This is a genomic window from Bradyrhizobium sp. C-145, assembly GCF_023375135.1.
GTDB classification, from domain to species: Bacteria; Pseudomonadota; Alphaproteobacteria; order Rhizobiales; family Xanthobacteraceae; genus Bradyrhizobium; species Bradyrhizobium zhanjiangense.
Genome location: NZ_CP088150.1, coordinates 5,935,793 through 5,948,566, shown reverse-complemented (window position 1 = coordinate 5,948,566; position 12,774 = coordinate 5,935,793). Strand labels below are relative to the sequence as shown.

At 61.9% G+C, this 12,774-nt stretch carries 16 protein-coding genes and 1 pseudogene; 9 read left to right on the top strand and 8 right to left on the bottom strand.

Annotated features, from left to right (window positions below):
* Window positions 1-11 precede the first annotated feature (11 nt).
* Complete coding sequence (locus tag LRP30_RS28100; RefSeq protein WP_128932547.1) at window positions 12-332, bottom strand: hypothetical protein; 321 nt, start codon at window positions 330-332, stop codon at window positions 12-14.
* 361 nt (window positions 333-693) lie between these two features.
* Between LRP30_RS28100 and LRP30_RS28095 the strand changes: the two genes are divergently transcribed.
* Together LRP30_RS28095 and LRP30_RS28090 are read left to right on the top strand one after the other, a co-directional pair.
* Window positions 694-960 carry a hypothetical protein gene (locus tag LRP30_RS28095; protein WP_249756834.1) on the top strand — a complete coding sequence of 89 codons (267 nt, stop codon included), beginning with the start codon at window positions 694-696 and terminating at the stop codon, window positions 958-960.
* A 102-nt stretch (window positions 961-1,062) separates the two neighbouring features.
* Window positions 1,063-1,332, top strand: a complete 270-nt coding sequence (locus LRP30_RS28090; RefSeq protein ID WP_128938931.1) for a hypothetical protein — start codon at window positions 1,063-1,065, stop codon at window positions 1,330-1,332.
* Here the strand turns inward: LRP30_RS28090 and LRP30_RS28085 are convergent.
* Window positions 1,326-1,541 (bottom strand): hypothetical protein, encoded by a 216-nt coding sequence (locus LRP30_RS28085; RefSeq protein WP_128932550.1) that lies wholly within the window; start codon window positions 1,539-1,541, stop codon window positions 1,326-1,328. The genes LRP30_RS28090 and LRP30_RS28085 overlap by 7 nt on opposite strands.
* Window positions 1,538-1,738, bottom strand: coding sequence for a hypothetical protein (locus tag LRP30_RS28080; protein WP_128932551.1), 201 nt, complete (start codon window positions 1,736-1,738; stop codon window positions 1,538-1,540). Before LRP30_RS28080 ends, LRP30_RS28085 begins: the two co-directional genes overlap by 4 nt.
* A gap of 568 nt (window positions 1,739-2,306) precedes the next feature.
* On the opposite strand from LRP30_RS28080, the gene LRP30_RS45030 reads away from it, so the two are divergent.
* Window positions 2,307-2,441 (top strand): hypothetical protein, encoded by a 135-nt coding sequence (locus tag LRP30_RS45030; protein ID WP_256477625.1) that lies wholly within the window; start codon window positions 2,307-2,309, stop codon window positions 2,439-2,441.
* Window positions 2,442-2,555: 114 nt separating this feature from the next.
* Here the strand turns inward: LRP30_RS45030 and LRP30_RS28075 are convergent, their stop codons facing one another.
* The 4 genes and pseudogenes from LRP30_RS28075 to LRP30_RS28060 all read right to left on the bottom strand — a co-directional run bounded on the left by LRP30_RS28075 (window position 2,556) and on the right by LRP30_RS28060 (window position 4,470).
* The gene (locus LRP30_RS28075; RefSeq protein ID WP_249756833.1) at window positions 2,556-3,404 is read right to left on the bottom strand and encodes an MFS transporter; all 849 of its coding nucleotides are present in this window, start codon (window positions 3,402-3,404) and stop codon (window positions 2,556-2,558) included.
* Window positions 3,289-3,548, bottom strand: a pseudogene (locus LRP30_RS28070) (FAD-dependent monooxygenase); the annotation flags it as partial. The pseudogene LRP30_RS28070 and the gene LRP30_RS28075, both read right to left, overlap by 116 nt.
* A gap of 230 nt (window positions 3,549-3,778) precedes the next feature.
* Window positions 3,779-4,123, bottom strand: a complete 345-nt coding sequence (locus tag LRP30_RS28065; protein ID WP_091889916.1) for a response regulator — start codon at window positions 4,121-4,123, stop codon at window positions 3,779-3,781.
* A gap of 146 nt (window positions 4,124-4,269) precedes the next feature.
* Window positions 4,270-4,470 (bottom strand): hypothetical protein, encoded by a 201-nt coding sequence (locus LRP30_RS28060; protein ID WP_091889918.1) that lies wholly within the window; start codon window positions 4,468-4,470, stop codon window positions 4,270-4,272.
* Between the two features lie 508 nt (window positions 4,471-4,978).
* On the opposite strand from LRP30_RS28060, the gene LRP30_RS28050 reads away from it, so the two are divergent.
* From LRP30_RS28050 to LRP30_RS28035, 4 genes are all read left to right on the top strand, one after another.
* Entirely contained in the window at window positions 4,979-5,278 is a 300-nt protein-coding gene (locus LRP30_RS28050) for a hypothetical protein (RefSeq protein WP_128945049.1), read from the top strand.
* Between the two features lie 345 nt (window positions 5,279-5,623).
* Entirely contained in the window at window positions 5,624-6,895 is a 1,272-nt protein-coding gene (locus LRP30_RS28045; RefSeq protein WP_164934531.1) for a CoA transferase, read from the top strand.
* 179 nt (window positions 6,896-7,074) lie between these two features.
* The gene (locus tag LRP30_RS28040; RefSeq protein WP_128932555.1) at window positions 7,075-8,304 is read left to right on the top strand and encodes an acyl-CoA dehydrogenase family protein; all 1,230 of its coding nucleotides are present in this window, start codon (window positions 7,075-7,077) and stop codon (window positions 8,302-8,304) included.
* 9 nt (window positions 8,305-8,313) lie between these two features.
* Complete coding sequence (locus LRP30_RS28035) at window positions 8,314-8,877, top strand: flavin reductase family protein (protein ID WP_128932556.1); 564 nt, start codon at window positions 8,314-8,316, stop codon at window positions 8,875-8,877.
* 12 nt (window positions 8,878-8,889) lie between these two features.
* Here the strand turns inward: LRP30_RS28035 and LRP30_RS28030 are convergent, their stop codons facing one another.
* Complete coding sequence (locus LRP30_RS28030) at window positions 8,890-9,807, bottom strand: NAD(P)-dependent oxidoreductase (RefSeq protein ID WP_128932557.1); 918 nt, start codon at window positions 9,805-9,807, stop codon at window positions 8,890-8,892.
* Between the two features lie 178 nt (window positions 9,808-9,985).
* Here LRP30_RS28030 and LRP30_RS28025 point away from each other — a divergent pair, with 178 nt between their 5' ends.
* Entirely contained in the window at window positions 9,986-10,969 is a 984-nt protein-coding gene (locus LRP30_RS28025; protein WP_128938925.1) for an ABC transporter substrate-binding protein, read from the top strand.
* Between the two features lie 78 nt (window positions 10,970-11,047).
* Window positions 11,048-12,742 carry a dihydroxy-acid dehydratase gene (ilvD, locus tag LRP30_RS28020; RefSeq protein ID WP_128932558.1) on the top strand — a complete coding sequence of 565 codons (1,695 nt, stop codon included), beginning with the start codon at window positions 11,048-11,050 and terminating at the stop codon, window positions 12,740-12,742.
* Window positions 12,743-12,774: the final 32 nt, after the last annotated feature.

Sequence of the window (12,774 nt, the reverse complement as noted above, 5' to 3'; positions counted from 1 at the left end):
CTGTTTGCTCCTTATTTCGCTGGGTTCGCGTTGCCTTGGAAGTCAACGCTGACATCGGTCTTGGTGCCGGCCTTGTCGGCCTTCCCACGCCAGACGCCTTCATTGTCCCTCTGCAGGCCGGAAACATTGGAATATCCCGCGCCCTCGATCCGCGACTTCGCCTGTCCGTCAGCGAGGCTGTTGCGGCCCGCGAACGGCGCGTTCGAGTTGTTCTGATCGGAGCTGTTGACGGCTTGTTTCCCGGCCCGCTTTGCCAGGGGCTGCGACTGGGCGCGCGCAGGCGCAGATGCGAGCAGCAACAAGGTTGCCGCCAGCAGAGTTAGACGTGACATGTTTTTGTCTCCTGCGAGTGAATGCGCCGGCGACAAACAAGTCAGATTCGGATTGGTTGGTCGGTTCGACGATGCGAAGTGCCGCAGCACCGTTTCGCGGGGATCAGCGCCCCATTGTGCACACAAGCAGGCGGGAGACGATGTGAAGCCCGCTCACGAAACACCGCTGAAACAGTCCTGAAACCCGATTGTCCTGAACTCCTCAGCCGCGGGCCTCGACCAACGGATCGAAAAGGAGAAAATCATGATCCAAATCGGTTCGAAGGAAGAAGTCGCGTTGCTTTTGGCGCTGTTCGGCACCCACACTCAGCCGGTCAGGAAGCCGAAGCCGAAATCCTCGCGCGGGTGAGGCGCGAAACCCATGTCGGGTTTGGCCGACTGCCAGAGCCTCCTGCGTCTTTTGATCGCGAGGGGAGACCCCCAGGCGATCCCGCTCGCCGAGAATGCCATCGATCAGTATCTTGCCATCACGCCGGCTGGCGCGCGCGGACGCGGCCTGTGCGAGCTTCAGCGCGACGCAAGCGACCAGCACAGGGCCGCGGTCGGCGTGCAGCGCTCGTTCGCGGAGACGGTGGACGCCTACATTGCACGAAAGCTGGCGGAGGAGCGCGTGGGCGCCGAGGGTTGACGGGCCCTCGCGCCCGGAACCACCCGTCGATTCAATCGATTTTCTTCGTTCCGCCGAGCAACCTTTGCCCGCCCGGGTCTATCAAGGCAAAGGATTGCGAAGATGCCCCGATACTATTTCGACCTTCGCGACGAGAAGGGTCTAGCGCTCGACGAGGAAGGGCTGGAACTGGCCAACACTCGCGCCGTTCAGGCCGAAGCCGCCAGGTCGCTGGCCGACATGGCGCGCGATGCCGTGCTCTCCGCGCCCCTGACAGGCAACAGGCAGACGATGGCGATCGACGTTCGCGACTCCGACGGTCCTGTGATGCAGGTGACGTTCTCGTTCGCCATCGAGAGTTACACGACGCGATCGCACGCGCGCGATCATTGACGCGTGTGCGCGGTCGGCAGCGGCTGATCGGGCTCCAGCACGGCGATCTTGCGGCCGAGTTGCCAGACTTCGACCTTGCCGTGGCGGGTGAACTGCCGTGCGAAGGTGAGGGCGGAGGCGTCGGACGCCGCCTCGAACGCCTCGGCGGAGCGGAAGACGCCGTCATCGCCGACGAGGTAAGCGCGATATTGATGGCAGTGATCGGTCATGTCGGGGTCCTCAGGCCGGGCGAATGCAGCCAGGCATCGATCTGCATGGCGGTCTCGTCCTGCCGCGCCTTGCGCAGCAGCAGTTCGCGGCGGCGCCCCGGCGCCAGCGCGCGGGCTTCCTCGCGACAGCGCGCGGCCTCGTCTGCGAGCCGTTCGGAAAGTGTCTTGCTTTGTTTGAAGCGTCGCCGCGTTCGCATGGCGCATCTCCCTTGTTTCGAAGTAGGGCGGGAGCGCAATCAGGCGTTCTCATCACCGATAAATGCCACGAACCTTGCGGTGATAGGTTAACCCTACGCCTGCAGCTGCGGAGAGTCTGTATCTTTTGATATGCTGCGCGAGCTAATTTTCGAGTGCAAGTTCAGTGCTTTGTGCCACTTACTCATCTTGAGTGCAGGCAATTTGTAATGTCCAGTTTTGAACAAAGGCAGCCTCAGGTCGTTGACCGCCATCACCGGCCAAGGCTCTGTCCGTAGGCGTCGGTGGCTGAGAGACCGAGCGCGCTCCCGCCTGCAAAGCAAGGGAGCACGGCCGTGCCAGATAATGACAATCATACGCGCCGCATTCACGACGAGGCTGCCGCTATCGCGAGGCAGAGTGCATACATTCGCGACCTCGTCGCGCGATCGTGCGAGATCCTGAAGCAGCCGGTGCCGGACACGTTTCTGGGCCGTAGGACACATGAGCCCTTCCCCCGCGAGCCCAGCTCTTCGCCGGAGGACGAGCGCTGACCGTCGGCGCGATCGCGACTGTCGGCAGCAGGCCGGTTTGCAGCGCGCGGATTTGCCTGGCATACGCGCAAAAGGCCTGGGCGAGCGCGCGCTCCCTTATGAAGGCGAGCCGAAGCCGTTCGGCTTCGAGGAGGGCGGCATCGGCGCGCGCCAACAAGGGATCGGGCATTGATCCGCGCACGGCGATGCAACGCGGCATCTTGCCGCTCGTTCCCGGCAGCGGCGGTGCCGGACGTCGACGAGGTCGTGAAGACGCAGCTGTAACGGACCGGACGCCGCATGCATTTCACCGGCGATCCGCGAGAAGCGGGGAGCAGCCAGGGGAAGTAGGCGGCATTCGTAAGTCCTGTCTGCGCTCGCACGACCGACGGATCAATCTCTCCCCGTTGGCGAAGCCAAACCAGGCGAATGGGAGCGCTGCGGCGCAGAGGGCTGCCATGGGAAAGAACGCGGCCCCGGCCCACGAGACGTAGAGTGCACCAGACGCGAAGGTGAGTGCAGCCGTGACCACGCCCGAGCCAAATGCATAAAGACCTTGTGCAGTTGCGGCAACACTTGGTGCGACCAAGGTTCTCATCATCCGCATGCAAGCGAGGTGAAGCAAAGCGAATGTCAAGCCGTGTAACGGCTGTATTATTGAGAGCAGCAACACCGAGGTGGTTACGCCGGCTACAGACCAGCGAATGGCTCCCGCCATAGCCGCCAAAACGGCCGCACTACGCACCCCAAGCCGATCGAGGAGTTCTGGACCGGCGAGCATGAACACCAACACTTCAGCAAGTACCGCCTCGGACCAAAGGAAGTTAATCGCGGAAGTGCTAATGTCGGCTTGTCTCCACCTGATCACAGCAAACGCATTGTGCACAGCATGGCTGCCATAGACCAAAGCTGAGACGACAAGAGCGATTCGAAACCGCGAGATCCTGAGTAGACCTTGCAGCTCTGACACAGGAAAGAATGGCGCGCTTTGCAATGCGGCTTGACCAGCCTGGGCCAGCAATGCTGTGGCGCCAGCGGCGGCGATCGGCGACGCCGCGCTGATCGAGGATCTCGAGGGTGCGGGCGTGCAATCCGCCGGCGCGCGTCTCGACCAGCTCCTGGTTCGCGCGCCGCTCGACCACAACGACGTCGACATTGGCGAGCGCGAGCTCCGCAGCCAGCATCAGACCAGTTGGGCCAGCGCCGGCGATCACCACGGCATGATCGGTCATGGCGGCGGCCTCGCGCCGGCGCGATGCACATGCTGGTGTGAACGGGACCTGGGAAGCAATACAGGCATGGCGTGACCCCTCGATGTGTCGGCTGGGCCACGAGTTCTACGGCAGGGACGGGGACTTGAAGCAAGCCCCTCGCGCACCACATATCTAGCTGAGAGGAGGGGTTTCGTCGTCTTGCCCTCGACGGTGTTTGACACGTCGGGCAAAACACTGGCAGAATGGCATCATCGAAAGAGTTTGGTTCAGCCCGCGCCGGAGCAATCCGCTGCGGGTTTTCTTTTGAACATAATCGTCAGAAAATGCCGGCGGTTCGCTGCATGATGTCGGCGAGTTCCTCAAACGAGAACGGCTTCCTGATCATCGGAAGGCCGCCGCGCCGGGGTTCGCGACCGGACAGCTGAAGCACCTTCAACTCGGGGCGAACCCGTTTGGCCAACTCGGCCAGTTCATGGCCATCCATGTCCGGCATATTGATGTCCGTGATCAGGATGGAGATGTCCTGGTTCTCGTTGAGCTGATCGAGCGCATTCGGACCGTTTTGGGCACTGATCACCTGGCAGCCAAGATCCTCCAGCATGCCGACGATCACGTCGAGGACGGCGGGGTCGTCGTCAACAACCAGGACAGTGTGACTCATCGAACGAAAGTTCCTTCCAACGAAGGACTAAACGCGCCTCTCGTCAGGTAGGTTCCCGGCAAGCTCTGGTCGCATTTTCGGACGTTTGACACGACGGGCAAAACCTCAGCCGCATGGCATCATCCAAACGCGCGCCGCCGGTGCCCCTAATCGTCCTTCGACAAATCGCTGGATTTCGTGGGGAGGTCGATGGTTCCGCCGTCGCCGTGCACGAGGTCGCGACCGCTGTCCTCTGTCTCGCCAGCGTCTTCAATAATCGACTCTTGCGTGTCGCGCGCCGTGTCGATGCGTGGCTTGGGTCCCGGCAGATTTCGCGATGTCTTTTGTAGCGTCATCTTAACTGTCATCAACCCGTCCTCCTGATCGCCAAACGCACGCTACGTGAATTTGTTCGTTTGAAACGTCAGGCAAAACACACCGGTAGGATGACATCTTGAGACCAATTTGGTTCACCCGCGTGGAAATTATCTGCCGTGGGTTTTTAGTTCTCGATCCAGAATCGGATGGTGGCCCACATTATGGCGACGCGCTCGCTTGGCATGTGTTCAGGAAGCGCCGCTCAGCGTGCCGCCCGTCCGCACCGTAGCCGGCCTTGGACGCGCGAACGTGCTGGCCCGCGCGGCGCTGCGCTCCTTGCTCACGCCGCTGCGATCTCCAGGAGCCGAGATCGGGCACTCGCAAAAGCCGGACAAGCCGATGGTCTATCGCGCGGCACTACATCTCGCAAAACTCCTGGTCTGGGACAAGGTCCTCGGCTTTGGCATCCGCGGATGCTCTGGCAGGAATCACGGCCAATCTCGTGGTCCCCTACTTCGTCAAACGCGGCTTCGAGAACGCTGCAAGGATCATCAAGCAGTGAAGATGGTGGACGAGGAAATCAAGGCCATTGTTGCCGAGACGCTGGCTGAGCAGCACAGCCTCCAGCAAGAAAGCATCGATGCGATCGTATCGAAGGCAGTGGCGTCGTCGCTGGCTTCTTTTGGAATCGAGGATGACGATCGGAAAGAGCTCAGGGCAGACTTCCAACACCTGCGGCGATGGCGGAAAAGCGTGGACCAGGCGCAGCTGTATACGTTGAAGGCTGTCATCACGGTCATCGCCACCGGCCTGATGGGGGCCGTCTTGTTAGGCGTCCAGGTCGTGCTGGGTAAGTGAGGATTCCTCGGCGGCGACGTCTCCGTACTACGGATCGAGGTTGAGCCCGAGATGCCTTGGGCCCGGTCGCATACGCTTTACTGGCAAAAGTGGCTGAGATGAGCGGTGAGCGGCGTTTCCCGTGATGCGGAACGCGGCCTGCAACATCGAATGGCCCGTGAGAGATGTGGCGCAGCCTACTACATGCGCGGAATGTTGAGAGGCCCAGCAGCCCGATGGCTGCTGGGCTTTGTTGCGCTTTCAGGCGATACAGGTGAAACACTTGCGAAGTCGGTGGCGCCGGGCTTTAAGTTCGATCTTGCAGGAAATTCGGCGGCGATAAGCCGATGTAAAGGAGCGCTATCAATGCCTACCAAGCCTCAGTTGCCGGAACGTGCGTCGCGGGCGAGGGGAGGGCCAACTGCACTCGATGGTCTGCTGGTCGTCGATTTTACGCGTGTCGTCGCTGGGCCGGCCTGCACACAGACGCTTGCTGATTTCGGCGCGCAAGTCATCAAGATTGAAAACCCTGACGGCGGCGACGACACACGAGCCTATGAGCACGCCGAAATCGGTGGAGAGAGTGCCGCCTATCTCAGCCTGAACCGCAACAAGCGCGGCATCGTGCTCGACCTTACCGTGCCGGAGGCTCGCGAGATCGCGCTCGACCTGATCCGCAAGGCAGACGTTGTCGTCGAAAATTTTTCCAGCGGGGTCATGAAGAAATTCGGCCTCGATTATGAATCTGTCGCTTCGCTAAATCCACGGCTGGTCTATTGCTCGATCTCCGCCTATGGGCGCACCGGACCGTTCGCTGCGCGTCCAGGCTTCGATCCCATCACGCAGGCGGAAAGTGGCTTCATGTCGCTCAACGGGTTTGCCGACGGCCCGGCGGTCCGTACCGGTCCGCCGATCGTAGATATGGCCACGGGAATGTCTGCCTGCAACGCCATCCTGCTGGCATTACTGGCGCGGGACCGGCTCGGTCGCGGGCAGCATGTCGAGGTCGCTCTGTTCGACATTGCGATGGGGATGACCGGTTTCTACGGCATGGCCTATCTGATCAACGGCGAGAACCCTGGCCGGTTTGGCAATTCGCCGAGCGGATCTCCCACCGTGGGCGTCTACGAAGCTTCCGATGGGCCGCTCTACATGGCTTGCGCCAACGACCGGCTCTATCGCCGGCTCGTGGTCGAGGTGCTCAACCGGCCCGATCTGATTATCGATCCGCAATTTGCGACGCGGAAAGCGCGCTCCGAGAACAAGGAGCTCCTGCGGGCAGCTATCGCCGAGGTCTTTGCAAGCGATACCCTCGAGAACTGGATGGCAAAGATGAAGCTGGCCAATATCCCGGTCGGCTATCTCCGGACGGTGGAGGAGGGGTTCAATGCGCCGGAAGCGCGCGAGCGCCATCGCTTGAGCCGGATTCCGCATCGTACAGCAGAATGGGTGCCCAACATCGAGCCGCCAATTGCGATGAGCCTGACTGGGGCCATTGATCCCGTGGCTGCTCCGCTGCTGGGTGAACATACGAAACAAGTCTTGCACGATACGCTCGGCTACGACGAACGTCGCATCGCGGAGTTCGCCGAAAAGGGTGCCTTTGGATCGGCCAAGCCTTCGACCGATTTGAGCTAGGCCGTTGGCCGCCTCCGGGCAGGTATGGCGATGCCCGCGGATCGCCGCTTTGCGATGCTCGCGCGAGCGATCCTGCTTTTTCGTCCGGCCGAGGTACCGCGCGAGCGCACTGCGAGTGCGGCCTCGACTTGATTTGGCGAAGGTCCCGCCGCATAACTGTGTGAAAGCGAGGGATACGAATGGCGCCTGGTCGAGAGCCGAGCATGAGCGAGCCCGCTGGACTGGAAGCCGGTGAACGCGCCTATGCGGCAATGATCGCGAAGGCCCGGGCGCTCCTCCCAAGGCTGCGAGAGCGGGCGGCGCGGACGGAGGAGCTACGGCATCTTCCGCCGGAGACTGAAAAGGATCTTCACGACGCCGGCCTGTTCCGGATGCTCCAACCGAGACGGATTGGCGGCGCGGAGCTTGACTATGTCGCCCTGATCGACTGCGCCGAGCTGCTCGGATCGGCGGATGCCTCGGTGGCTTGGAACCTAGCCAATTTGGCGAGCCATCATTGGATGCTCGGCATGTTCGAGCAGAAGGCGCAGGATCTGGTCTGGGACGGCGATCCAGACGTGTTAATTGCGTCCTCGTTCATTTTTCCGGCCGGACGCGCCACGAGGGTCGCGGGTGGATATCGGCTGCATGGTAGCTGGCCGTTCTCCTCGGGCGTCGCCTCCTGCGAATGGAATATGCTTGCAAGCGTTGTTTACTCCGACGACGAAGCCGACGGCATCGCGTATCGAATCTTTTTGCTGCCGAAAGGCGACTATAATGTCCTCGATACTTGGAATGTCGCGGGATTGCGTGGGACCGGATCTTGCGACGTGGAGGTCAGGGACGCCTTTGTGCCTGATTACATGACGGTCGCCGTCGGCGATCTCGCCGGGGGCCCAACGCCGGGAAGCAAGGTCAATCCGAATCCGCTGTATGCGCTCCCTGTGTTCTCACTGTTTCCTTACGTCCTCTCCGGCGTCGCGCTGGGAAACGCGCAGGCGTGCCTCGACGATTATGCCGAGGTCGCGCGTCATCGCATCTCGACCTACAACCGTGCCAAGCTGAGCGACTTTCAAAGCACGCAAATCAAGATCGCGGAGGCCTCGGCGAAGATCGACGCGGCACGCCTGATCATGCGCTCGGCCTGCCTGGATGCTATGGAGAACGCTCGGTGCGGTCGTATTCCTGATATGGCGACCAAAACCAGATATCGGCGTGATGGAGCCTTTTCGGTGAATCTGTGCACCGAGGCGGTTTCCATGCTGTTTGCCGCGAGTGGAGCGCGCGGCCTGTTCACGACCGGGGTGCTGCAGCGGCAGTTCCGCGATGCGCACGCGATCAACTCGCATCTCGCGTTCAATTTCGACGCGGCCGGGACCAATTATGGACGCGTGGCGCTGGGCCTGCCGTCCGAGAATCTCACGCTGTGAGGCCGGCCGATGAATGATCTGCCGAAGCAGCCGGCCGTTCCCGATCCAGCCAACGAATTCGCGAGCGACAGCTCGTCGATCGATCCTCGCGATTTCCGCAACGCGCTCGGGACCTACGCAACGGGCGTGACGATCATCACGGCCGCGGCTGCTGACGGGAAGCCCTATGGCCTAACCTGCAATTCGTTCGCCTCGGTCTCGCTGAATCCTCCGCTAGTTCTGTGGAGCCTCGTTGTCTATTCCTCCAGTCTGACCGTATTCCAGAACGCTAGTCATTTCACGGTCAACGTGCTTGGCGTTTCGCAACAGGCACTCGCGAACAAATTCGCAAAACCGTCCGACGACAAGTTCACCGGCGTCGATTGGGCGCCGGGGCTTGGCGGTGCGCCGGTGCTGGCAGACAGCGTCGCCAATTTCCAGTGCCGCTCCGTCAATCGCTACTATGGCGGCGACCACGTGATCTTTCTCGGCGCAGTCGAGGCTTATACCTACAATGTGAAGGAGCCGCTGCTCTTCGCGCACGGGACGTTTGGTCGCTTTCTGGCCGACGATGAGCGCAACAAGGCGCCGTAACGCACTGCCATCCTAGATAGCTTGACGCTCAGACGCTGAAAGCTTGTAGATCTCCAGCGCGTCCGCTTCCGCGCCTCGCGCTGACTTGGCCAGCCTGAAAAGTTGCCCCGCAAGCGAGGCCATCGGCACCGGCGTCGACGTCGCCTGTGCGACATCGGCGACCGTATCGAGATCCTTGAGCATTGTGGCGATGTGCCCGAGCGGCGGGGTGTGAATTCCCTGAACCATCCGCGGCACGAAAAGCTGGAGTGGGATGGAATCCGCGAAGCCGCCGGCGAGCGCCTCGGGCAATCGGTTCGCGTCAATTCCGGCGTTCACGGCAAGGCGCGTTGCTTCGGCGAGGACGGCCATCGCGCATCCGACGATCACCTGATTGCATAGCTTCGTGGTCTGGCCGGCGCCGATCGGGCCCATGTGAGTGAACCTGCGCGCCATGGCCAGCGCATAGGGCCGCACCCTCTCGATATCGGCCGCTTCTCCGCCAGCCATGATCGCAAGGGTGCCTTCCTCAGCGCCCTTCGTGCCCCCGGACACTGGCGCATCGATCCAGCCGGTACCGTTCGCGTCTTTCAGTCGCGTTGCAAGGCTTCGTGCGGCGTCAGGATGAATCGACGAGAAGTCGACGACAAGTTTGCCGGCGCCGGGGGCCGATGAAAGACCTTCGTGCCCGAAGATCACCTCTTCGACGGCGGCGGCATCTGTCACGCACATGAAGACGATGTCCGAGCTCGCCATCACGTCGCGGGATGTGGCTGCGCGGCTTGCGCCGGCCTCGACGAGCGGAGCCATCTTGTCCTGCGATCGGTTCCAGATGGTGACTTGATGGCCAGCCCTGAGCAGACGCCGGGTCATCGGTGCGCCCATGAGCCCAAGGCCGATATAGCCGAGCCTTTCGACCTCTTGCGGGTTTGTCCTGCTCGCATCAGCCATAGGTTGCCTCCTTCTGTCGCAGCGCAACGCCGCAGCATCGCCGTCTTACCTTTACATAGCGCATCGCCCGGTTGCACCGGTGAGCATGCATGGCTTGCCTGATTGTTTGAACCATGAAACATTTGGACCGGTCGGGTTGGGTGGCGCCCATCGGCGCCGGAGCAGCGGAGTGGGCAAGATGCGAACCGTTTCGAGGTGGATCCTGGCATTGAGCGCGGTTGCGGCCGTGATCGTGGGCTCAGGCCCGTTGCGGGCGCAGCAGACCATCCGCGTCGGCTGGACGATCCCGGCCGAAGAATCCAAGTACTGGATGATGCGCCGCCCGGCTGAGTTTCCCAACCTCGGCAAGGCCTACAACATCGAATGGACCCAGTTTCAGGGCACCGCGCCGATGACGCAGGCACTTGCAGCTGGGGCGCTGGATTGCGCGACACAGGCGCCGCTGTCGCTCGCCAATGGCGTGGTCGGCGGCAATCTCAAGGCCTATATCGTGGCGCAGCACGTCTTCGAGAAGCCCGGCGGCTTCTCCGTCTATTGGGCTGTCATGGATAACTCGCCGATCAAGACGATCGCCGATCTCAAGGGCAAGACGGTCGGCATTTCCGTGATCGGCGGCGGCACGCAGGGGCCATTCAACCTGCTCCTGAAGCAGAATGGCGTCGATCCGGCCAAGGATATCAAGCTGGTCGAGGTCGGCTTTGCCGTCTCCGAAGACGCGCTCCGGCAGGGCCGCGTCGATGCGGTCAACATGAACCAGCCGTTTGCCGCGCGCGCAGAGGCAAAGGGTGGCACCCGAAAGCTGTTCTCGCTGTCGCAGGCGATGCCGAATATCGTGCACATCCTGGAAGCCTGCCGCGCCGATTTCGTCGACAAGAACCCGGAACTGGTCAAGGCCTATGTCCGCGACATCACGTCGGGCATGAAGAAGGTGCTGGCAAACCGCGAAGAGACCCTGAAGGTCGTGTCCGAGGTGCTGAAAGCGCCCGTTCCAGTGCTCGAAACATATCTGCTCAAGGACAATGATTTCGGTCGCGATCCAGGTGCGGCACCGAATTTCCCCGCGATCCAGAAGATGCTGGACATCTATGCAGAGACAGGAATGCTGCCGAAACTGGATGTCTCACAGTTCAAGCATCCGACCATCGTCGCTCCGCTGCAATAAGCGAGCGGGCGAATTGTCCGAGGACGGGGATCGTGGCGTCCCGGATCATCCGGGACGCAGCATGAAGAAGATGCAGGTATGAAGAAGTTGCGATCACGGGTCACCACAGACGGTCTCGATCGAGCCCCGCATCGTGCGTTCATGCGCGCAATGGGTCTCGACGACGCCGCGATCGCCAAGCCGATGGTCGGCGTCGTCAGCATGAAGGGCGAGCAAACGCCCTGCAATATGACCCACGACTTTCAGGTCGCCGCGGCCAAGACCGGAATCGAGGAGGCCGGTGGCACGCCGCGGGAATTCTCCACCGTGTCGGTTTCCGACGGCATCAGCATGAATCATGAGGGGATGAAGTTCTCCCTGTTTTCGCGCGAGCTGATCGCCGACTCCATCGAAGCGGTCGTCCATGGTCTGGCTTACGATGCCCTGATCGGATATGGCGGGTGCGACAAGACGCTTCCCGGCGTGATGATGGGCATGGTTCGCTGCAACGTGCCATCCATTTTCATCTACGGCGGCAGCTCGCTGCCCGGCCGCGTGGACGGGCGGACCCTGACGGTGCTCGACTCCTATGAGGCCGTCGGCAGCTTCATGACCGGCGAGATCGACGGCGCCACGCTCGAGCGGATCGAGCGCGCCTGTCTGCCGACGATCGGTGCGTGCGCCGGCCAGTTCACTGCGAATACCATGGGCATGGTGTCGGAGGCGATGGGCCTCACCATCCCCAACGTCTCGATGGTGCCAGGTGTCTACGCCGAGCGCGCGCAGATTTCACGCCGGGCCGGACGCCTGATCATGGAGATGCTGGAACGCGGCGGCCCGCTGCCGCGCGACATCGTGACGCGAAAGTCCCTGGAGAATGGTGCCGCGATTGTCGCTGCGACAGGCGGTTCGACCAATGCCGCTCTGCATCTTCCTGCGATCGCGAACGAGGCGGGCATCGCGTTCACCATCGATGACGTCGGCGAGATCTTTTCCGGGACACCGCTGATCGGGAATCTGCGGCCCGGAGGCAAATATACGGCGAAGGACGTTTACGATATTGGCGGCGCCGCCGTGGTGATCGGCGAACTGATCCAGAGCGGGCATATCGATGGCAGCTGCATCACCATCACGGGCCGCACGCTTGCCGAAGAATATGGTGCAGCCAACGCGCCCGATGGTGAGGTCGTTTACGCGGCCCGCGCGCCGATCATGCCCGATGGCGGCGTGGCGGTGCTGAAAGGCAATCTTTGTCCCGACGGCGCAGTGATCAAGGTTGCGGGATTGAAGAGCCAGTTCTTCGAGGGCGTGGCGCGTGTTTTTGAAGACGAGGAGGCTTGCGTCAAAGCGGTTCGTGACCGCAGCTACAAGGCGGGCGAGGTGCTGGTGATCCGCAATGAAGGGCCGGTCGGCGGCCCCGGCATGCGCGAGATGCTTGGGGTCACCGCACTGATCTACGGGCAAGGCATGGGCGAGAAAGTAGCCCTCATCACCGACGGACGGTTTTCTGGCGCGACCCGCGGCATGTGCATCGGCTACGTCTCTCCTGAGGCGTTTGTTGGCGGTCCAGTGGCGCTTGTTCGTGACGGCGACAGGATCCGGATTGATGCCGCAAACCGGCGGATGGATCTGCTGGTCGAAGAGCAGGAACTTGCGGCGCGCCGACGCGATTGGAAGCCTTGCCCGCCGCGTCATCGTGCCGGCGCGCTGGCGAAATATGCGCGATTGGTTGGCCAGGCACCGGGTGGAGCTGTCACGCATGAAGGGCCGGCGGAATGGCCCTGGTTCGAATGACGCACCGCCGGGTGCGAAAACGATCTCTGTCT